The 20,561-nt window shown below is 27.4% G+C and carries 18 protein-coding genes and 1 tRNA gene; 12 read left to right on the top strand and 7 right to left on the bottom strand.

The window, feature by feature from the left end; all coding sequences use genetic code 11:
* Positions 1 to 695 precede the first annotated feature (695 nt).
* Positions 696 to 1,649 (top strand): complex I NDUFA9 subunit family protein, encoded by a 954-nt coding sequence (locus tag NLO413_RS03255; RefSeq protein ID WP_045809075.1) that lies wholly within the window; start codon positions 696 to 698, stop codon positions 1,647 to 1,649.
* Between the two features lie 255 nt (positions 1,650 to 1,904).
* On the opposite strand, the gene NLO413_RS03250 is transcribed toward NLO413_RS03255, so the two are convergent.
* Positions 1,905 to 2,345: a TraR/DksA family transcriptional regulator gene (locus NLO413_RS03250; RefSeq protein WP_045809074.1), complete on the bottom strand. Its 441-nt coding sequence runs from the start codon at positions 2,343 to 2,345 to the stop codon at positions 1,905 to 1,907.
* A 112-nt stretch (positions 2,346 to 2,457) separates the two neighbouring features.
* On the opposite strand from NLO413_RS03250, the gene NLO413_RS03245 reads away from it, so the two are divergent.
* From NLO413_RS03245 to NLO413_RS03230, 4 genes are all read left to right on the top strand, one after another.
* A complete protein-coding gene (locus NLO413_RS03245; protein WP_045809073.1) occupies positions 2,458 to 3,120 on the top strand; it encodes a heme exporter protein CcmB in 663 nt (220 codons plus the stop codon).
* A 34-nt stretch (positions 3,121 to 3,154) separates the two neighbouring features.
* Positions 3,155 to 3,228 (top strand) — tRNA-Val (locus NLO413_RS03240).
* 18 nt (positions 3,229 to 3,246) lie between these two features.
* Positions 3,247 to 4,143 carry a cation diffusion facilitator family transporter gene (locus NLO413_RS03235; RefSeq protein ID WP_045809072.1) on the top strand — a complete coding sequence of 299 codons (897 nt, stop codon included), beginning with the start codon at positions 3,247 to 3,249 and terminating at the stop codon, positions 4,141 to 4,143.
* A 169-nt stretch (positions 4,144 to 4,312) separates the two neighbouring features.
* The gene (locus NLO413_RS03230; protein WP_045809071.1) at positions 4,313 to 4,933 is read left to right on the top strand and encodes an ABC transporter substrate-binding protein; all 621 of its coding nucleotides are present in this window, start codon (positions 4,313 to 4,315) and stop codon (positions 4,931 to 4,933) included.
* Between the two features lie 189 nt (positions 4,934 to 5,122).
* On the opposite strand, the gene rpsT is transcribed toward NLO413_RS03230, so the two are convergent.
* Both rpsT and NLO413_RS03220 read right to left on the bottom strand, forming a co-directional pair.
* Complete coding sequence (gene rpsT, locus NLO413_RS03225) at positions 5,123 to 5,413, bottom strand: 30S ribosomal protein S20 (protein ID WP_045809070.1); 291 nt, start codon at positions 5,411 to 5,413, stop codon at positions 5,123 to 5,125.
* A 79-nt stretch (positions 5,414 to 5,492) separates the two neighbouring features.
* Entirely contained in the window at positions 5,493 to 6,116 is a 624-nt protein-coding gene (locus tag NLO413_RS03220; protein ID WP_320408735.1) for a lysophospholipid acyltransferase family protein, read from the bottom strand.
* A gap of 306 nt (positions 6,117 to 6,422) precedes the next feature.
* On the opposite strand from NLO413_RS03220, the gene def reads away from it, so the two are divergent.
* Positions 6,423 to 7,001 (top strand): peptide deformylase, encoded by a 579-nt coding sequence (def, locus tag NLO413_RS03215; protein WP_045809068.1) that lies wholly within the window; start codon positions 6,423 to 6,425, stop codon positions 6,999 to 7,001.
* A gap of 51 nt (positions 7,002 to 7,052) precedes the next feature.
* Positions 7,053 to 7,862 (top strand): uracil-DNA glycosylase, encoded by an 810-nt coding sequence (locus NLO413_RS03210; RefSeq protein WP_045809067.1) that lies wholly within the window; start codon positions 7,053 to 7,055, stop codon positions 7,860 to 7,862.
* A gap of 558 nt (positions 7,863 to 8,420) precedes the next feature.
* Here the strand turns inward: NLO413_RS03210 and recF are convergent.
* The 3 genes from recF to NLO413_RS03195 form a co-directional block, all read right to left on the bottom strand.
* Positions 8,421 to 9,545 carry a DNA replication/repair protein RecF gene (gene recF / locus NLO413_RS03205; RefSeq protein ID WP_045809066.1) on the bottom strand — a complete coding sequence of 375 codons (1,125 nt, stop codon included), beginning with the start codon at positions 9,543 to 9,545 and terminating at the stop codon, positions 8,421 to 8,423.
* A 16-nt stretch (positions 9,546 to 9,561) separates the two neighbouring features.
* Positions 9,562 to 10,488, bottom strand: coding sequence for an ornithine carbamoyltransferase (gene argF / locus NLO413_RS03200; RefSeq protein ID WP_045809065.1), 927 nt, complete (start codon positions 10,486 to 10,488; stop codon positions 9,562 to 9,564).
* Between the two features lie 360 nt (positions 10,489 to 10,848).
* Complete coding sequence (locus NLO413_RS03195; protein ID WP_045809064.1) at positions 10,849 to 11,145, bottom strand: hypothetical protein; 297 nt, start codon at positions 11,143 to 11,145, stop codon at positions 10,849 to 10,851.
* Between the two features lie 195 nt (positions 11,146 to 11,340).
* Between NLO413_RS03195 and polA the strand changes: the two genes are divergently transcribed.
* The 5 genes from polA to NLO413_RS03170 all read left to right on the top strand — a co-directional run bounded on the left by polA (position 11,341) and on the right by NLO413_RS03170 (position 19,011).
* Positions 11,341 to 13,890, top strand: coding sequence for a DNA polymerase I (polA, locus tag NLO413_RS03190; protein WP_045809063.1), 2,550 nt, complete (start codon positions 11,341 to 11,343; stop codon positions 13,888 to 13,890).
* 599 nt (positions 13,891 to 14,489) lie between these two features.
* Complete coding sequence (gene rpe, locus NLO413_RS03185) at positions 14,490 to 15,146, top strand: ribulose-phosphate 3-epimerase (RefSeq protein WP_045809392.1); 657 nt, start codon at positions 14,490 to 14,492, stop codon at positions 15,144 to 15,146.
* A gap of 25 nt (positions 15,147 to 15,171) precedes the next feature.
* Positions 15,172 to 15,972: an MlaE family ABC transporter permease gene (locus NLO413_RS03180; protein ID WP_045809062.1), complete on the top strand. Its 801-nt coding sequence runs from the start codon at positions 15,172 to 15,174 to the stop codon at positions 15,970 to 15,972.
* 4 nt (positions 15,973 to 15,976) lie between these two features.
* Complete coding sequence (locus NLO413_RS03175) at positions 15,977 to 16,720, top strand: ABC transporter ATP-binding protein (RefSeq protein ID WP_045809061.1); 744 nt, start codon at positions 15,977 to 15,979, stop codon at positions 16,718 to 16,720.
* Between the two features lie 515 nt (positions 16,721 to 17,235).
* On the top strand, positions 17,236 to 19,011 hold the full coding sequence (locus NLO413_RS03170) for a hypothetical protein (RefSeq protein ID WP_198138898.1): 1,776 nt from the start codon (positions 17,236 to 17,238) through the stop codon (positions 19,009 to 19,011).
* Between the two features lie 557 nt (positions 19,012 to 19,568).
* Here NLO413_RS03170 and NLO413_RS03165 read toward each other — a convergent pair.
* Positions 19,569 to 20,552: a polyprenyl synthetase family protein gene (locus NLO413_RS03165; RefSeq protein WP_045809059.1), complete on the bottom strand. Its 984-nt coding sequence runs from the start codon at positions 20,550 to 20,552 to the stop codon at positions 19,569 to 19,571.
* Positions 20,553 to 20,561: the final 9 nt, after the last annotated feature.

The raw sequence follows: 20,561 nt of genomic DNA, 5'->3' as shown, positions 1-20,561 counted from the left end.
AGTTACAGTTTATGAGTAGGAATCATTTGTGCATATAATTGTATGGATTAGTAAATGTACTTATATAAATAATAACTTACATTAAAGTAAAGAATAAATTACATAATAAGTAAAAATTTATTGCCATATAATAATGTTTTGAAGTAAAGAATTAACCGATTTTATTGTTAATTACAATAGATGATATTAGAGTTTAGTTGTCAATGAGTATACTAGGTATTAAATTTGATGGCTAATATAATTAATATTGTATACATCTTATTAAATAACAAAATCTTTAGTACTGTATGTAAAATTAAAGGTGAGTTATTACTAGTTATGTAGCTTTTTTACAATTTTATATTTATGTAAAATTTTTTTTAGTTGTAATCAATAAATAGATTATATTTGAATATTTATGGTCTTATTTAAAAGAACAACTATAAAAATAAGTTATATGTATTAATAAGTTTGAAAGGTATTAATAATTCCAATATTGCAACTAGGAAATTAGTATTGTTGTGTACAAAACTATACTAATTTTGGGTAATAATTTTTATATTGCTTTATGTTGCATGTTTTAAGATATAAATATATCTACTAGTTTAGTTAACTATATTGTTCAGATGATGGTGTGATGTATTGTAAAACTTATAAGTAAGTTTGTTGTGTATGATATCATAGCTGAATTTTTTAAGAAGATTTATAGGTATAAAATGTTAGGAATTATAAAATATGTTGTAGTTTTTGGTGGTAGTGGTTTTATAGGTAGGTATATAGTTGAAGATCTTGTAAAAAATGATTGTGTAGTTAAGGTATTTACACGTAATGCTGATAAGGCTGCATCACTTAAATTGTATGGAAATTTAGGAAATGTAGAAATTATAGAATATAGTACTTTGAATATTGAAATAGTCGAAAGGCATGTTAATAAATGTGACGTAGTTATTAATTTAATAGGTATTCTATACGAATCGAAAAAAATAAAATTTAATTATGTTCATGTAGTTATTGCTGAAATTATTGCAAAAATTGCTAATAAATATTGTGCTAAATTAATTCATTTTTCAGCTATGGGAATTGAAAATGCTAAGGATTCTGTATATGCTCAAAGTAAATTAAAGGGAGAAAAGATTGTTACAGCTGTGTGTTCTAATACTATAATAATTAGACCTAATTTGGTATTTGGTTTTGGTGATCATTTTTTTAGCAATATTGCAAGATTATCTTTGATGCTGCCGTTTTTACCATTAATTAGGGGTGGTGAAATGCTTTTACAACCAGTGTATGTTGGTGATATTGCAAAGTTAGTTAGTTATTTAGTATGTTATAATACAAAGAAAACATTATATAACATATGTGGTCCTAAAATTTACTCTATAAAGTCTTTAATGGGATTTATTTTACAAGTAACTCACAGAAAAAATGCTTTTATAAAATTGCCTTTATGTATAGCAAAAGTTCTAGCATTTATCTGTGAATGTAAGATTACTTCTATTATGCTTAAGCCTATAACAGGAAGCACAGTTCCATTATTTACTAGAGATCAGCTATTGTTTATGCAGTATAACATTACTTCTGATACTAAAGATTTAGAAAGTATTAATATTTCTCCCCATTTTATGGAAGACATAGTACAAAAATGTTTAGAAGTTTACAAAAAGCTATAAGTATAATTAAATGTGTTACGCTAATACATGTTGGTTTTTATGTAAGTTATTCTTATAATTATCTGCTTCAGAAAAGAATTACGTAGCTTTTCCTGTAGTTGTACTTTTTTATGGCAAATCTGAAATAAGGCAATTTTTTTGGTAGAGAATTCTAAAATTGATATATAGAACATTTATGGCAGATTATGCTGGATTATAATGTAATTAAGAATTTTGCTTACATATGTGTACAATATTTATTAAGAAAATATAAGTTTAAAATAACTTACTATCATCTTCATCAATATTATGCAATCTTTGTTGTTTTTCTCTTCTTTCTTGTTCTTCAATACAATAAAGAGTTATGGGGTTAGCTTCAAGTCTGGCTATGCCAATTTTCTCTCCTGTTTCTTCACAATATCCATATATGCCATCATTAATTCTTTGTAGTGCTTTATTAATTTCTGCTGTTAATGCATCATTGCGATTGTATGTTTGTAAAGTTATATTGGTAGCGTACTCCTTTGTTGCCATGTCAGTTAAATCAGAGTCAACTTGGGCTTGTAATATTTCATTAGTTTTCTCTTCGGATTCTTTTTGTAAAATATCACGCCACTTTATTAATTTTTCTCGAAAATATTCTAATTGTTTATGATCCATATAGTGTTCATCGTCATCATAATAATCGTTTTGCAATATATTGTTTTTATTTGGCATTACGTCTTTCTCCTTTGTTATACAACCAAAAATAAATTTATAAAGATAGTTGATTAATAATTAGTGTATGGTTATGATAAAAAATGATGTTCATTATAATAATGTACGATAAATGTCCTATGGAAGCATATTTAAGCGCGAAATAGAATTAATGGTAGATAAGAATGGTAATTTTTTACACGTAATAGCACTTTTTATATTAATGATAAGTATATCTTTGTTTACAATAGATAATGAAAATATTATGAAGGTATTGCCAGTACTTCTATGGATTTGTAGTGTATCTATTATGCAAGTTTCTATACATGGTATTTTTGAGAGTGATTATTCTAGTGGTATATTAGAGCAAATTTTTATGCAGGATTATATACCAGAAGTTATAGTGTTTTTAAAAATTTTTTCTTATTGGATATGTATAGGAGTTCCTATTAGCATTATATCCATGCTAATAGATTTTTGTATACTAGGTGATAATTTATATATTGTGATAAGCTTAGGTATTGCTTTAAGTATTAGTTTATTGGTAGTGAGCTTTGTTTCATCTATAGGCCATGCATTAACATTAGGTAAGCGTGGTGGAACTACAATCGCGCAGATCCTTGTATTTCCAATTATAGTTCCAATTTTAATATATTTTAATCTTTTGTTTTATAGTCTTAAGGTTAAAATGTATGATAGTTATACTATATTATTAGGTATTGTGATAGTTTCCTTGATACCTGTAAGTATGTTTTTTATTTTTTATGCCATAAAATTAGCCATAGAGCAAGATTGACTTTTTCGTGTTATTACTTATCATAAAAAATTAGGGGTGATTAGCTCAGATGGTTAGAGCGTTTGCTTGACATGTAAGAGGTCACTGGTTCGAGGCCAGTATCACCCACTACAAAAGAGGTAATATATGTCACTTGTTCATAATGGCAAACCTTCAGCTTACATATGTAGGTTGGTTTATGCAATTACTGTTATTGCGATTGCTATGGTAATAGAAGTCATAGGAGGTGTAATATCAAATTCTGTGGCGTTGCTTTCTGATGCAGGACATATGTTTATGGATTTTGTAGCATTAGTGTTTAGTTTGTTAGCACACAAAATTGCGGTAAAAAAATCAGATCCTTATAGATCTTATGGATATCATAGATTTCAAGTTATTGCAGCTTTTGTCAATGGATTAACACTTTTTGGTATAGCTGTACTTATTATTATAGAATCCATTAAGCGTTTTATAAATCCAGTAGAAATTAATTGGCAGGTCATGCTTACAGTTGCAATTTTGGGATTGTGCTCAAATATTATAGCATTTTTCATTTTATATAAAAAAAACGAAGATGATTTGAATATAAAAAGTGCAGTATTGCATATATTTGGTGACTTATTAGGATCTGTAGCAGCAATTTTATCTGCAATTATTATTATGGTAAGTAAATGGCAAGTTGTTGATCCATTGTTATCAATAGTTGTAAGTATTTTAATATTGTATAGTGCATACAAAATTATAAAAAATTCTTTGCATATATTACTTGAAGGAACTCCGGAAAATATTAGTACTGATAAAATAAAAAATATAATTTGCAAAAGAGTTGCAGGTGTGATAGATGTGCATCATATTCATGTATGGTCTTTAACTAATGAACATCTAGTTATGACAGTACATGTGAAAGTTGATGATGTATTAGTTAATAATTGTTCAAATCATACGGAAGTTTTATTATCTGTTAAAAAGCTACTTAATGAAGAGTTTGGTATTGCTCACGTAACAGTGGAAGTGGAATATGGTAACTGTGCAGATAATACATGATATAATGAATTTAAATTTTTTCTGTAAACTATACAAAGATTTGATAAATGTTAGGGTGTGATAGTAAGATTGATTAACATTATCTTCTTTTAAGTGTTTTGTTTTACTTTTAATACTAAGTAAGTATTTATTTGATATTCTTATGTCTGAAAATTAAAAAAAATATGTGATGTTTATTAATTACCGCTCTTATGTAGCAATATTTGTACTTATATTTTTGGTATGGGCTAATGTTCATGCTGGTGAGAATACGTGTAGTAATTATCAGCAAGTTTGTAATTTTATTGAAGAATTACAGTATTTTTCTTCTAGAATTGTAAAACAAGCGAAAGATAGAGCGAGCGCTTATACTATGTTGCAAGATATGATGCATAGATCTTTAAATATGAAAAATATAGCAAAGTTTGTTATGGGTATTTATTGGAAAAACTCTTCTTTAGAGCAAAGGGAAAAGTTTATAAGTGAATACAGTAAATATATTGTACGTATATATGTAAAACAATTGTATATATATGCTAGTTATGATATGGATATCTTTTGGGTTAAGAAAAACACTACGAATAACTATTTTGTGAAAACTAGATTAATTAATCAAAGTAATATTAATGATTTTGTAGTTGTGGTTTTTAACGTTAGTTATGATGATGCATTTTATATTGATGATATAAAGGTTAATAATATGATAAGTATTGCTATGCATCAAAGATCAATGGTTAATAACATGATAAGGGAAAGAGGATTGGATAAAACTATAAGTTATTTTATCAGTGAGAATACAAAAATAGCATAAGTTTATATTAATTTGTGATTAATACTTACATAAACGTTGATGAACATAACTTAGTTTTTGTATAAATGCAAATGTAGTACTATCCACTTCAAGAAATTAATAATTTTTGTATAAAAACAAGTTACATTACGCAAACTAACGCCACCCTGCACTATTGTAGCTTACTAACTATTAAAAGATTGATAAGTTTTACTGTGCAGCACTATTTTTAAGATCAAAAGCTTTTAATTTTGCAGCTAATGAGCTTATTTTACGTGCGGCTGCATTTTTATGTATAACTTTTTTATTAACACACTTGTGAAGATTAGATTCTGCTTCTCTAAATGCTTGCACTACTGCTTCTGTACTTTGATTATCTAACTTTAGCATAGATAAAAACTTTTTTATAGAATTACGCGTTCTGCTTTTACGCATACGATTAACTAAGGTACGACTTTGAATGACTCTTATCATTTTTTTAGAACTTGAGTGATTTGCCATGTAAATTTTATACCTTATATAACACCATACATTAATTGTATAAGTAATTTGTGAAAATGCAAGTATGATTTACTGTTATTTAGTTACATAAAGCGTAGCTTTTTTCTGAAAGATTTGCTTTAAGTTGTTCTAAAAATTCTTTCTTGTTAAGACCGGGATTAATAGGTGGTAAAATTTCTATTATAGCCTTCCCAGATTTTTTCTTAAAAGATATCAAATTTTTTGGCCAAAATAAACCTGTATTTAATGCGATTGGGACTATAGGTACTGATAGTGAATTATATAATGCTGCTACTCCTGATTTGTATTGTGCTTTATTATTGATAGTTGTTCTTGATCCTTGAGGAAATATTATAATAGTTCTTCCTTCTTTGAGTCTCAGTGTAGATAACTTTAACATTTTTTTTAAGGCTTGTAATTTTTTATTACGGTCAATAAAAATCATTTTAAGTGATATAAAAAAGATATTGAAAAATGGTAGTAATATTACCTCTTTTTTTAATATAAATACTGCATCTTTAAATATTGTAAACAATATTAGAGTTTCTAAAGGAGATTGATGTTCAGAAGCTACAATATAAGGTTGTGCAGGTAGATTTTCTTTTCCTCTAATTTCGTATGTTATGCCGTCAGTTATATTACATAGATACAGTAACACATGTGTTCCAAATGTTGCGCATTTTATTCTTAGAGATAATGGCATAAATATGAAAAATGGTAGAACAATTGTTGAGTATAATATTACCCAAATTGTTGAAAAAATATAAAATATCATTGTTTTTTTTTTTTAATTATTTGATAATACTACTTTAGTATATGGTTAAGTATAAATGATAATTTACTATTGATGAATAATAAAGCAATACTTACTTTATTAATAATAAGAAAGCCTGTAATATCTTAGTGTAATATTCGTGTAATATAATATTTAAAACTATACAAATTAGAGAGAGTTAATGAGATCTTTTCAAGGAGTGTCATTTAATAAATATATATTGTGAGGGGGAAAATGTCTATTCTACCGATAGTGACGGTACCTGATAGAAGGTTGTTGTTGTGTTCTGAAACCGTTGCTGATATTACTAATGAAATAAAAAAGCTTATTGATGATATGTTTGAGACTATGTATGCTGCAAAAGGCCTTGGATTGGCAGCAGTGCAAGTAGGAGTTCATAAACGCATATTTGTTGCTGATGTACCTAAAGATAGCATATATTACCATCATAATGAAAGATCGAGTGTCACAAAAGATAATGTGATTGGTTATGAAGCTGCAGGGGGACCATTTTGTGTTATTAATCCACAAATTTTGGAAATGTCTGAAGAAAAAATTGTAATTAAAGAGGGTTGTTTGTCTGTTCCTGAGCAAGCTGAGGAAGTAAGTAGACCCAAGAACATTATAATTAAGTATACAGATTATAATGGAAATGATAAAATTATAAAGGCACAAGGATTGCTGGCCAGATGTTTAGAACATGAAATAGATCATTTAAATGGCATTATTTTTTTTAAACATCTTTCAAAGATAAAACGTGATTTTATAATAGAAAAAGCAAAAAGGATAAAAAGAATGTCCACTATGAATTAATTTATATTTATAAAGTTTTATTGGTCTTTTAAAAATGGGAGAATATCTTTTATGGATGAAGAGTTACTAGAAGTATTAGAATTTTATCATGATAGTGGCATAGAAAGTATTTTAGAGGATGATATAACAGAAGATAATGTAACAAGTGATTTAATGTTGCAAAATGCTAGTGTACAACTAACAAGTGATTTAGTGCCACAAAATACTGGTATACAGCGTAATAACGGTACAGTATTACAAGAAAGCGTAGATTGGGTAAGTGTTGCAAATAAGTTAGCTATGGAATGTCAAAATCTTGATGAGCTTAAGCAAGCAATAAATTTATTTGATGGATGTGCGATTAAGAAATTAGCAACAAATACAGTATTTTCTGATGGTAATCCATATTCAAAAATTATGTTAATAGGTGAAGCACCAGGTGCTAATGAAGATCTAGAAGGTAGGCCTTTTTGTGGTGCAAGTGGTATCTTGCTTGATAAAATGTTAAACTCTATTAATCTTAATCGTGACAAAGTATATATTAGTAATACTGTTTTTTGGCGGCCTCCTGGCAATAGGAGACCATCAGATTGTGAAATAAATATGTGCAAACCATTTGTAGAAAAACATATAGCTCTTGTGTCCCCTAAAATATTGATCCTAGTAGGAAGTACAGCTTGCTACGCATTGCTTGATGATCAGAGTACTATATCAAGACTTAGAAATAAATTTCACGTATATACAAACCAATTTTTAAGTTATCCTATAACTACAGCTGTTATATTTCATCCTGCTTATTTGTTACGCCAACCAATGCAGAAGCGTCTTGCATGGGAAGATTTACAAAGAATACGTGATTATTTAGAAAAAACTCTATATTGAGGATTAGGAAATGATCTTATATATAACTTTCCTTATGCATTAAGAGATGTTTTGGCATAATTTTTGCTTGTGCTTTGTTTATTCTAAATTAATGTAAGAAGTGTTTTTATTTTTGGAATTGTGAGAATATGTACTTAATTACTGATGTTGTTTTATATAAAATTTGTACAATATATTTTAGTTATATTTTCTAGAATAGAAAGAGTACAAATTTTTGTGCTTATAATGCTAAATATTTTTTAGCATTGCAGTTTATGTTAAAAAGTGGCTTGGATAAGTAAGATAATATTTATTGTCGTAATCGTTATTAGTTTGTACTCTTGTATTTTTCACTATAAGCCATTTGTTACATTTGCTGTATCATCCTATAAAATGCTTTATATACATTATTATAAAATTTTAATGTCTTTATAATAACTCTTTATCCATAAAAAAGATATTTCCCATTTTTAAAGACAAGTAAGACTTTAATGAACATAAACTAACTTATGGCAGATATTCTTCTTATCATAGCAATATTAAAAATATTTTTCATAATTTACAATGTATTAGTATTATTTAGATGTAATTTTTGATGGTATTGTTTGATATATAAAAATATTGAAAATACTTTTTGTAATCTACAAAATTTTGTATACTGATATCAGTTATCCAAACTTGGCACCCTATATCTAATATGCTAAGCAATAAGTTGCTTTTATAGTTTTTATCTAAGTGTGACATAATATCATCTAGCAAAATGATAGAAGGTTGACTATATATTTCATGCTTCGCAATTACTGCTGATAAAATTAATGATAATAGTAAAATTTTTTGTTCTCCGGTTGAACAATGATTAGCTATTAAATTTTTTTCTGAATGTAGTACTTGAAAATTATCATTATGTACTCCAAAGCTTACACAATTTTGTAATAAATCTTTTTTTCTATTTTCTTTTAAACGCTCTTTATATAATTCAATTGCGTTCTCAAATCCTTGATCTAAAATTTCAAATATTTGGCTATGTATACTAATGGATGATTTTAAGAATGTAGATGATATCTTATTTTCAGCAAGAATTTTTTGTAAAATTTTTAATACTTTTAATCTTATTTTAGCAATATTTATACCATTAATTGCAATTATATTTTCTAGACTAAGTAACCAATTATAATCTTGGGGTGATATGTGCAAAATTTTACTTCTTTCACGGCGTGCTTTTTCATATTGAGTAATATATGAAGCATAATTTACATCGAAAATATGTACTATTCTATCAAAAAATTTTAACCTCTCACTAGAAGACTTTAAGAAGATATGATCTAACTGTGGTATTAGCCATATAATGCAAGCTATGCCATGAATAGCAGAATAATTTTGCGTTTTATTGTCAATTAATAAACGACGCTTATTATTGTGTTTTGTAATATTGATAGAAAATAAATCATTGTTTTTATTGATTGTATAGTGAATACTTAGTGGGTTGTTCGTATTATAGTTTTGCATATCTTCTATGCGTACATTTCTAAACCCACTTCCTTTTGACAATAATGATATGGATTCTAATACATTAGTTTTACCTACACCATTATCACCTAATAATATAACTGATTGTTGAGAAATTTCTAGTGTAGTGTTTAAATAATTACGAAAATTTGTTAACTTTAGCTTTTGTATATAAAGTTCTAAATTTGTATTGAACATTTTGTTAGTGTTTTTTTTATATTAGACCTAAACACCATAGCATTATGGCCTTTTGTATATGTAATCTATTTTCTGCTTCATCAAATACGTATGAATTTGGGCCATTAATAACGTCATTTGTTACCTCCTGGTTAATATGTGCTGGAAGACAGTGTAAAAACATATAATTAGGTTTTGCATTAGATACTAAGTCACTATTAATCTGATAATTTGCAAATTGCGACATTAATTGACTAACGTCATGATTTGAACCCATAGAGTACCAGGCATCTGTGGTTATAATATCCGCATCATATATTATATCTTTAGGGTTGTTTTTGTATTCTATGTTGGCTCCAGCAGCCTTAGCTAACTTTATTTTGTGATCGAGATCTGTAGAATAATTTGGTGTTGAAATTTTTAATGTGAACTGTAGCACAGGGGCAGCATGTATCCAAGTATTTAATACATTATTATTATCTCCTATCCAACTTACAATGCTGTTGGTAATTGATTTTTCTCTTTTTTCTTCATATGTCATAATATCGGCTAATATTTGGCATGGATGACTATATTGTGTTAATCCATTAATAATAGGAATGCTGCTGTATTTGTTAAATTCAAGGAGAAAAGAGTGTTGTATTGCTCTTAATACTATAAGGTTAACATATCTTGATAATACCTTTGCAGTATCATGTACAGATTCTCCTCTTGATAATTGCATATCCGATTCTTTAAGGATGGTATAATGTGCGCCTAATTGATGAATACCTACTTCAAATGATACTCTTGTACGGGTAGAAGGCTGACAAAATATTAAAGCTATGCTTTTTCCTGTAAGGTAGTTATGGTATTTACTAGGATTTTTTTTTATGTCCATTCCATAATACAGGATGGTTCTTAAATCATGACAACTACACAAATGCAGGTCAATAAAGGAGCGGATGCTTTTTTTTTTATCCATAACTTTTCTAATAGTAAAGATTAAATTTTTACTCTTATTATAGAGGTGCAAAATAACATAATCATCATCAGCAGCAACAAAAATAATAAAAAATAGTTTTTAATTTTTTGCTGTCTTTTTTGTAAATCCCTCACATTAACTCCTTGCATACTTCTAAAGCAGCTAATTTACAGTTAGTATTTGAGCATAAAGCATAGAAGTTGTCAACAATAATACGAAATTTATAGTTTTTATTGCATAAAATAACTTTTTACAAATATTATAAATTTTTGAAAGTTGTTTTTATGATTGGTCACAATTCATGGGTTGAGTGCACAAAGGTAAAAGCTATTAACAACAATGCAGAATAGTAAGTTGTATTTATTGTGCAAAATAACTTTTTACAGAATCCCATAAGTCTTTGAAAAAATTGTTATTTTGTGAATTCAAAACAGAATTATTATTTGAATTTGAATTGTACAATTTTTCATTGATGTGAAGATCTTTATTTTCTATAGCACTGGCTTGATTATTGTCAGTATTTTTAATGTCATTGCACAAATTATCGTTTTTAGGAGTAACTTTTCTAGCACGTGACCTTGTAGAAGATTTACTAGAAGTAGACTTTGCATTGGATTTACTGTTAGTTTTAATGCTAAGATTATTAGTATGTGGCATAGATAAATACACTTATATGTAAAGCATTTACTATAACATCATATTATTAAAGAATTTATAATATTAAAGGTATTATGGAATACATTATGTATTTTATACAGTGGTATTTATTAATGAGTTAATTAATTAAGTAAGTGACTTAATATTCAATAATTGCTAACATTAGTAATAATTTTTAACGTTTAGTCAATTGTTATGCAAAAAAATTTGACTATTATTGATGCTTACGGATTTCTTTTTCGTGCATATTATGTTTTACCTAACTTTCGTACTTCTTATGGATTACCAATTGGAGGTATGTATGGGTTTATTAATATTTTACTTAAGTATCTCAATGTATATAAGACGGATTATCTGGTAGTAGTTTTTGATACAGGGTGTAAAAATTTTCGTCATGCTATATATCCACAGTATAAAATTAATCGTCCTATATTACCTGATGATTTAATACAGCAATTCTCTCTTGTTAGAGAAGCAGTGGATGCATTGAATATAGTGTATGAAGAAGTAAAAAATTATGAGGCTGATGATGTTATTGCAACTCTAAGTAAAAAGCATGGTTCTGAATATGTTCACGTAAATATTTTAACGTCGGATAAAGACATACTGCAACTTTTAGATAAGAATACTACAATTTTTGATCCTATTAAAAATAAGTATTTATCTGAAGAATATGTGTATGAAAAGTTTGGTGTGACATCAGATCAGTTGCTAGACCTACTGGCACTAACAGGCGATGCCTCAGATAACATACCTGGGATTCCTAGGATCGGTGTAAAGACAGCTGCAAAATTGCTTAATAGGTTTGGGTCTTTAGATAACTTAGTTGCTAATGTACATGAAGTTGAACACAAAAAGTGTAGAGAAATGTTGATGCAATATCATGATCAGGCAATGTTGTCTAAACAATTAGCATCCTTGTGCTATAGCGTTAACTTAGATAATGATATCGAAAAATATGCGATCAAGGCACCAGATGTTCAAAAACTAACGGCTTTTTTAAGAAAATATGAGTTAAAATCTTTAGCTTCTAAAATTGCAAAATGTTTTCAAGTTTGTTTTGATTTTTTTACACAAGATAGCAGTATGCAACAAAATTATTGTAGTAATGAATTCAAGAATTTTATTAATCACTGTAAAGTTAAAGGAATACTTGCTATTTATGTGGATATGAAAAATGATGCTGTACAGAATATTACCGTATCTTATAGTGAAAATAATTTGTTTTATGTAGATAGTGATAATATTGATGATGCTTTAAATATTATTGCTCCTCTCCTAGTACTTGATTATGTATTAAAAGTAGTTTATGACGCAAAACATTTATTGAAAATATTTCATAATATTGAACCATTTGATGACATTATGATAATGTCATATAGTGTTGATGCTGGCAATTATGATCATAGCTTAAAAAATATAGTATATCATAATCTTGAAAAAGAATATACAAACTTGTCATCACAAGTTTTATTATTGTTGCATAAGGTACTAAAGAAAAAGTTACTTGCAAATAAGTTATGTACCATATATGAGCGTTTTGAAAAACCATTAATTAGAGTTTTGTATAATATGCAGCAAGTTGGGGTATTGGTTGATGCTAAAATTTTGAATAAACTATCAGAAAATTTTTTACAGTCTATTAAAGTATTAGAACAAGAAATATATCAAATAGCAGGTGAGAATTTTAACTTAGCTTCGCCAAAGCAGATAGGAGATATACTGTTTGATAAAATGAATATTGGAAAAACAAAAAAGTCACGTTCAGGTATTTACAGTACAAATGCAGAGGTATTAGAGGAATTTTCTGTAAATGGAATTGAAATTGCTGACAAGATATTACAATGGAGACATCTTACAAAACTTAAAAATACTTATATTGATGTTCTTCTGAGGCAAATACGAGGTGATACAGGGAGAGTACATACTTTCTTTTCTATGACAGCAACTATTACAGGGAGAATTAGTTCAAGTAATCCTAATTTACAAAATATTCCTGTTAGAACTGAAGAAGGTAATGAAATTAGAAGAGCATTTATTGCAAGAGAAGGGCATAAAATTATTTCTGCTGATTATTCTCAAATAGAATTGAGGATAATGGCTCATATTAGCAATGTTAAAGCATTTAAAGATGCTTTTTTTCAAGATAAAGATATACATCTCATTACAGCGCAGCAGATTTTTAATACAGATTGTTTGGATAAAAATCTTCGAAGAAAAGCAAAGTCTATTAACTTTGGAATAATTTATGGTATGGGTCCTTATGGATTAGCAAAACATCTTAAGATTACTAAAGAAGCAGCATCATCATATATAGATCAATATTTTAGTTATTATCCAGAAATAAGAACTTATATAGAAGAAGTAAAGAATTATGCTAGAACTTATGGATATACAAAAACTATTTTTGGTAGAAAATGTTTTACAAGAGAAATTAACAGTAAGAATCCTACTATTAGGAATTTTGCTGAAAGAGCAGCAATTAATGCTCCTTTACAAGGAACAGCTGCAGATATTATAAAGAGGGCAATGATTCATTTATTTGACAAGCTTAAAACTACAACAGGAATAATATTATTACAAGTACATGATGAATTATTAATAGAAGTACCTGATTTATATGTTAATGAAATTGCAGAATTAACAAAGGAAGTCATGGAAAAAGTAGTAACATTATCAGTTCCATTGAAGTTAGATGTTAGTGTTGGTAATAATTGGGCAGATATGAAAAAGCTAGATCTGTAAAAAGAAAAGTTTATTTAGTTGACATGAAGTTGGAGTAATTTACGTTTATACTGTTATATGATAATTTTATGTTATAAGGAAAAGTATATAGGCTAGTTGCTTTTATGTATTGTTTATATGAAAGAATTACTGGATTATGTAAATTATTATTACTTATAAATTGTATTTAGTATAAATGTAAAACAGCTAACAAATACTTATAATCTTGGATACTTTATTATATTGCATGGATTCTGATGTGATAAAATGCATAGAATTTGTGTAGAAGGATATATGTGAAAGCTTAGTTATATTATGTGTAATGATACTTTTTATGAGGTTTTTAATAGAGCTTTTTACATATGTCAATAAGTAAAATTGAAAAGTAAAACAATGTTTTTATGGTAATAATTGTAATATTTTAAATATGATTTTTTTAATCATAAAAATTTTGTATTATGTTTGTATTAAATTTAACTGTTAATTAAGAGTAATTTTTTTATATTATTTTGAATATATGGTATTATTAGCTATACTAAAATGGTTTGTAATTTATTATTAATAATACTTTGTTAGTAAAGAAAGATAGCTTATTAGAAAACTTGCACTTAGATTCAAAAATTAATTCGCATGTCAAAGTATCAGCGTCTATTTTATCTGCTGATTTTGCTAACTTAGGCCAGTCGATAAAATTAGTTACAGAGGCTGGTGTTGACTATATTCATATAGATGTAATGGATGGAAATTTTGTATCAAATATTACAATAGGTCCTTCTGTAGTTTCATCAATTAGAAAATATACTAATCTTTTATTTGATGTACATTTAATGATAAATTCTCCCAGCCGTTATATAGGGAATTTTGTAGATGCGGGTGCAGATATTATTACAGTGCATGCGGAATCGGAAGTTCATTTGCATCATGTAATTCAAAAAATTAAAAGTTATGGCAAGCGTGTTGGTATATCTTTAGTTCCTACTTCACACTATTCTGTACTAGAATATGTTATTCGTGATATAGATTTGGTATTAGTTATGTCTGTTGATCCTGGATTTGGAGGACAAAAATTTCTTTGTTCACAGTTGGAAAAAATAGAAAAAATTCGTGACATGATAAAAAATTTGTCATTAGGTACTAAAATTGCAGTGGATGGAGGAATAACTATTGAAAATTATAAAAGTGTGGTAAAAGCAGGTGCAGATATTTTAATTGTTGGGTCAACTTTGTTTAATGCCGATAATATGTTAAATGTTGTTAAAACTTTAAAATCACTTTAGAGATTTGTACTTTGTAGGTTTAATAATGAAGTATTGTGGTAGTGGTTTTAGCGTGATTTTATTTATTTTTGCTTGTATTGGTCAATTATTCATAAATTTTTTTATGCTTATTGGACGTGCTTTTATTTTCTTAGTAGCATCAGTATATCATTGTTTTTTGCCTCCATATTACTTATCTGTTATGGTTAAGCAATTAGTAGAGGCTTGCTTTTTTTCTCTGCCTATAGTTGGTGTAGCATCAGTGTTTACAGGTGGAGCTATAATGTTACAAAATGCTTTAATTAGCCCGAAGACAGTGCAAGGTGAGTTTATGGCAGGAATAGTTGCCATTGCAATTGTGCGAGAATTAGGACCTGTATTAATAGGATTGATAATTGCAGGTAGGGTAGGTGCTGCTATTGCTGCAGAAATAGGTACAATGCGGATTACTGAGCAAATAGATGCATTAATTACTCTTGATACTCACCCACTTAAATATCTAGGAGCACCACGTATTATAGCGTCAATGATTGCAATGCCTATATTAATTTTATGTGCGGATGTAATAGGAATTTATGGTGGGTATATAGTTGCAACTTTGAATCTAGGTTATAGTCATGATATGTATGTAAAAGGAATAATGGATTTTGTACACATGAAGGATATAACTTTAGGACTAATAAAAGCATTATCATTTGGTTTTATAATATCGTTTATTGGATGTTATAGTGGTTATCATTGTAGTGGAGGTGCAAGAGGTGTTGGAGTTGCTACAACTTCAACAGTAGTTATGTCATCTATGCTTATTATTTTTTTAAACTATATTATCACTGTATTTTATTCATAATATTATGAGATATTCTATTTCTTTACTAGATTTACATGTTTCTTTTCAATCGCATTATGTATTAAGAGGTGTTAATCTTAATGTTTTTGAAGGAGAATCTATAGTTATTATAGGAGAGTCAGGGAGTGGGAAGTCGGTTTTAACTAAGGTAATGATAGGATTGATTGAGCCAACTTCTGGAAATGTAATAATAGATGGTATAGATATTAAAGATAAACAAAATTCAGCTAAAAGCTTTAGTGTTTTATTTCAGAATTGTGCATTATTTGACAGTTTAACTATATGGGAAAATATTGCTTTTAATTTTCGCCAAAGGTTAAAGATAGATAAAAAAGCTGCTAAGGAACTTGCAGTTTTTGGATTAGAGTTAGTGGGACTAAAGTCTGATATTGTAGACATGTACCCTATAGAATTGTCTGGTGGGATGAAAAAAAGAATAGCATTAGCTAGAGCAATTATTAGTGAACCTAAAATTATGATTTTTGATGAACCAACATCAGGGTTAGATCCTGTAATGTCGGAGGTAGTTACCAATATAATCATGCGTTGTCATAAAGAATTTAACTTAACAGTTGTAACTATTACGCATGATCTTAGTAGCGCATTTAAAATAGCGAATAGAATTGCCGTGTTATATGAAGGTAAGATTATCGCATGTGATACAGTTGCAGAGCTAAAAAATAGTAATAATCAGTATATAAGAAAACTGTTTAGTATTGTTGAAGATAATCTGCGTTTGATTAACTAAAAACAACTTTTAATTGAATAATACTATCGTGGTTACACTTTATATTAATGAAGTTTATGGCTGGTAAAATGTTACATAAAGATGAAGTAGATAGTAGAAGTAAATTTATATGAGAAGTTATACTATTCTTGATATTAGTAGCATGTAAAATAGTAGATAGAGTTACTGTGTTGTAGAATTGTTAATAATAAATTTTAGTTATAAATGTAAAGAGTATTAATTTTTATTATCGATATAAGTTACGTTAGTAATTTGTTAGTTAATATGCTTAAAGTATTCGATACATAACAATTTATATTTTTTTATAGTAAGTTGCTTTGTTTATATATAAGGTATTATAATGAATTAATTAAGTTAAGTTTTTAACTTTTTATATTATAGATAAATGTTTATGATGAGCAATATGTCATTATATAGTGCAAAGTTATAAAATTTTATGAAAGAGTATTAACATGTTAAGTTTTAATAATGTAACTAATGCTATAAGTTACGCACAAGAACGAATTGTGTCCGTAATGAGAAATAAGTCAATTATAGGTAAAATATATAAATACGATGTTTCTATAATCAACGATATCGATAAGATGAATGTTAGCGATATATTTCATATTATGGATCAAGGTACAATCTTGCATGAATTGTTTTGTGCGCTATATGTGTGTTTTGAAGATAATAGTGCATATAATGGGATGTTTAATATTATAAAAACACATTATTATAAGTTTAAGCAGTATGAAATATTAAAAACTAATAAAGCACATAATACATTAGATTATGAGAAAAATTCTTGTCAGAATAAGGATTTAGAAATACAAAGAAAATTTAAACAAGATCAAACAGGCTTTATACCTGTAGCCGAGTGTATATGTGATATTATATATGATAAGATTGTAAGAGCAATTAACAATAAAGAAATTAGTATAAATGCTGTAAATGATTTTTTATCATGCGAAGCTAGCATATTAGATAATCATGAAAAAGTTAGCTGTATTGATATTTTGAGCAGAGTATACATAAATTCTTGTTATAGTGATGATGTAGATAGTTATGTGTATTCTTTATGGAAAAACTTTTTATTGAAATTTGCTTTATATAAAATAGATGGTTATGGTAGAAATACTTTGCAATATGCAATTTTATTGTGTGATGAAAAAGATCAAGAAAGATGTATTGTAGAAATAATAAAACCTATTATTGATTATCATAAAGGTATAGAGTCAATACTTGACGAAGAAGGTAATAACATTATGCATTATGCTGTTGGTTATGCGTCGTGTAATTATAAGATAATACAATATATAGGAGAATCTTTTCCAGATTTAATAAATGTTGAAAATAATAAAGGAGATGTACCATTACATTTACTAGTTGCAATGATGCCAGTTTATATATTTTTGAATTCTTTCAAGGTTTTTCGTCAATTTTTTATGGTTAAAAAATTATATGATGCTTGTAAGGAGACGCATCATAGCAATGCACCCATTCGACAAATGATGCAAAAGGTTAGGGAATATAGCCTTATGATACAGCAAGTTAAACTTCAGGAACAAAAATTGAATATGCAAGTTTATGAGGCGTTTTTATTATTATTTAATAATACTTTATGTTGTCAAATAATGAAGCAGAGTATAATACAAGGGATGCTGATTTTCTACAAAGAAAGCTTAGATTGGCTAATGGATTATAAAAAATCAGGTAATTTGTTATGTGAAGAATATGGCAATGCAATAATGCAATTATTGAAAAATCATACTCATTCTTCAATTAATGCTCCTATATCAATTAATGAGTTTATTGACTATGCAGTACAAGACAAAAATTATGTACAGTTTATAACACATGGTATATCGGATAATTCTAAATCTTTATTAGATATTCAATTTTATAAACATACAAAAAAAATAAATAATATTATGATGAAGTACTATTCAACAATGAGTATACCATTTAAACAGTGTGATTATGCAAAGCAAATAATTTTTAAAAACTATAAAAATAATGTAAGGGGCCTTTTTATAGGTATGCTTATAATTCAGGGGGCTTTTTTCAGCATTTTTGTTGTATCACTTATACAAAAAAATAAAATGTTTGGCATGAGTTGTTTACCTTATAGACATGTAATGCTCTTTTTTGTTATGGTTGGGGCATGTATGATCACTACGAGTATTACATATTTAGAATATCAAAAGTGTAAGTATGAAATGCAAAGTATGATTATGAATATAAGTAATGATATTTACAATATTAATCTACAAAAACCTTGCATAACAGTGGAAAAAGATAGTGTATAAAAATGAACATGAGCTAATACAAATTTATATGAGCATATTTGTAGTATGGGAAATCATTTGCTAAATTTGTGTAAAATGGTACTAGTGATAAACAAGTAGTATTTTTAGGGTAATATATTAAAATTTTTTAGTAATAAACATAAGAAACAATAAATTTAGTACATTTATTATTTTGTTATGTAATATGTATGAATATTTTTGTTATATTAAAAAAAAAGATAAGAAAAGTATAGAAAGTATATATATTCTCATGGTAAATAATACATATACGGATGTGTGAGTACTTTGCATTTGTTACATGTAGTATATTAAATATAACAGTAACAGAGAGCTATATTATAAAGATGGCTACATATTCATAGCATTAGTGAGTGTTACGTAAGATAATTTTATTAATAAATAGATATCTCTTTATTAAATGTATTCTCATATAAGTAAATTATAAATAATAAATAGTAACGTTATTGTTACAATACTTATTATTTTAATATTTATCGAGGTACTTTTTGTTTTAATTGCTTATCTCATAGGAGAATATAAAATGTATATTTTTTATATTAAAATTGCCTATATACTATGCTATCAAGTAACTTTTGAAGTTGTAACTTACTTTGAGATTCACTAAAAATTTCTAAATTGTATTTTGCTTTATTTATGTAGGTTTGTGCAAGTTTGATAGATTCATGTATAGCATCATGAGCTTTAATATAGGTAAAAGCCTGTTCAAAATTTTTGTGTTTACTGGTTATGAGTTGATTCCAGAACTTTTTTTCTTCTTTCGTAGCATTTTTATATGCAATAATGATTGGTAAAGTTATTTTCCCTTCATAAAAATCATTTCCTTTGCTTTTCCCAAATTTATCGTTTTCTGCAGTGTAGTCAAGTATATCATCAACGATTTGAAACGATATACCAAGATTGTACCCAAAAGCTTTTAAAGCAAGTTGCTCTTTTTTAGTTGCATTGGATATTAAAGCAGCAGATTCACATGTGGCCGAAAATAAAGATGCTGTTTTTGTAGCGATTATTTCTATGTATTCTTCTTGTGTTATGTTAAAATTATTTTGGGTAAGCATTTGTTTTATTTCTCCAGTTATAATAGTACTAGATGTTTGGGATAAAATTGATAATAGTGGGAAACTATTACATAGTGTGATCCATTGAAATGCTGATGCAAGTAAAAAATCTCCGACTAAGATGCTTGCTTTATTTCCCCATATAAAATTTGATGTATGTACTCCTCTTCTAAGTTCACTTGAATCTATAACATCATCATGTAATAGTGTTGCATTATGTATAAATTCTATAGCAGCAGCAGTGTAGATTTTTGTTCTTTCGTGATAATTAAACATCTTACATATTGTAAACAGGATTATTGGACGTATGCGTTTACCACCAGATTGCATTAAGTGACATATAATATCAGTTATTAATGAGATTTCATTATGACTTTGACTTATCATTAAATCTTCCATGTGTTTAAGATCATCAATTACTTGCATTTTGAGGTTATTTAATGAATTGTGAAATTGATATATCATAGAGTGAAC

Source organism: Candidatus Neoehrlichia procyonis str. RAC413, assembly GCF_000964795.1.
Taxonomy (GTDB): Bacteria; Pseudomonadota; Alphaproteobacteria; order Rickettsiales; family Anaplasmataceae; genus Neoehrlichia; species Neoehrlichia procyonis.
The sequence above is the reverse complement of the archived record's forward strand: the minus strand, read 5'-3'. Positions and strand labels throughout refer to the sequence as shown.

Coding starts and splice junctions, on each gene's coding strand:
- NLO413_RS03255 (WP_045809075.1), top strand. CDS start 696: ATGTTAGGAATTATAAAATATGTTGTAGTTTTTGGTGGTAGTGGTTTT.
- NLO413_RS03250 (WP_045809074.1), bottom strand. CDS start 2,345: ATGCCAAATAAAAACAATATATTGCAAAACGATTATTATGATGACGAT.
- NLO413_RS03245 (WP_045809073.1), top strand. CDS start 2,458: ATGTCCTATGGAAGCATATTTAAGCGCGAAATAGAATTAATGGTAGAT.
- NLO413_RS03235 (WP_045809072.1), top strand. CDS start 3,247: ATGTCACTTGTTCATAATGGCAAACCTTCAGCTTACATATGTAGGTTG.
- NLO413_RS03230 (WP_045809071.1), top strand. CDS start 4,313: ATGTTTATTAATTACCGCTCTTATGTAGCAATATTTGTACTTATATTT.
- rpsT (WP_045809070.1), bottom strand. CDS start 5,413: ATGGCAAATCACTCAAGTTCTAAAAAAATGATAAGAGTCATTCAAAGT.
- NLO413_RS03220 (WP_320408735.1), bottom strand. CDS start 6,116: ATGCCATTATCTCTAAGAATAAAATGCGCAACATTTGGAACACATGTG.
- def (WP_045809068.1), top strand. CDS start 6,423: ATGTCTATTCTACCGATAGTGACGGTACCTGATAGAAGGTTGTTGTTG.
- NLO413_RS03210 (WP_045809067.1), top strand. CDS start 7,053: ATGGATGAAGAGTTACTAGAAGTATTAGAATTTTATCATGATAGTGGC.
- recF (WP_045809066.1), bottom strand. CDS start 9,545: ATGTTCAATACAAATTTAGAACTTTATATACAAAAGCTAAAGTTAACA.
- argF (WP_045809065.1), bottom strand. CDS start 10,488: ATGGATAAAAAAAAAAGCATCCGCTCCTTTATTGACCTGCATTTGTGT.
- NLO413_RS03195 (WP_045809064.1), bottom strand. CDS start 11,145: ATGCCACATACTAATAATCTTAGCATTAAAACTAACAGTAAATCCAAT.
- polA (WP_045809063.1), top strand. CDS start 11,341: ATGCAAAAAAATTTGACTATTATTGATGCTTACGGATTTCTTTTTCGT.
- NLO413_RS03180 (WP_045809062.1), top strand. CDS start 15,172: ATGAAGTATTGTGGTAGTGGTTTTAGCGTGATTTTATTTATTTTTGCT.
- NLO413_RS03175 (WP_045809061.1), top strand. CDS start 15,977: ATGAGATATTCTATTTCTTTACTAGATTTACATGTTTCTTTTCAATCG.
- NLO413_RS03170 (WP_198138898.1), top strand. CDS start 17,236: ATGAGAAATAAGTCAATTATAGGTAAAATATATAAATACGATGTTTCT.
- NLO413_RS03165 (WP_045809059.1), bottom strand. CDS start 20,552: ATGATATATCAATTTCACAATTCATTAAATAACCTCAAAATGCAAGTA.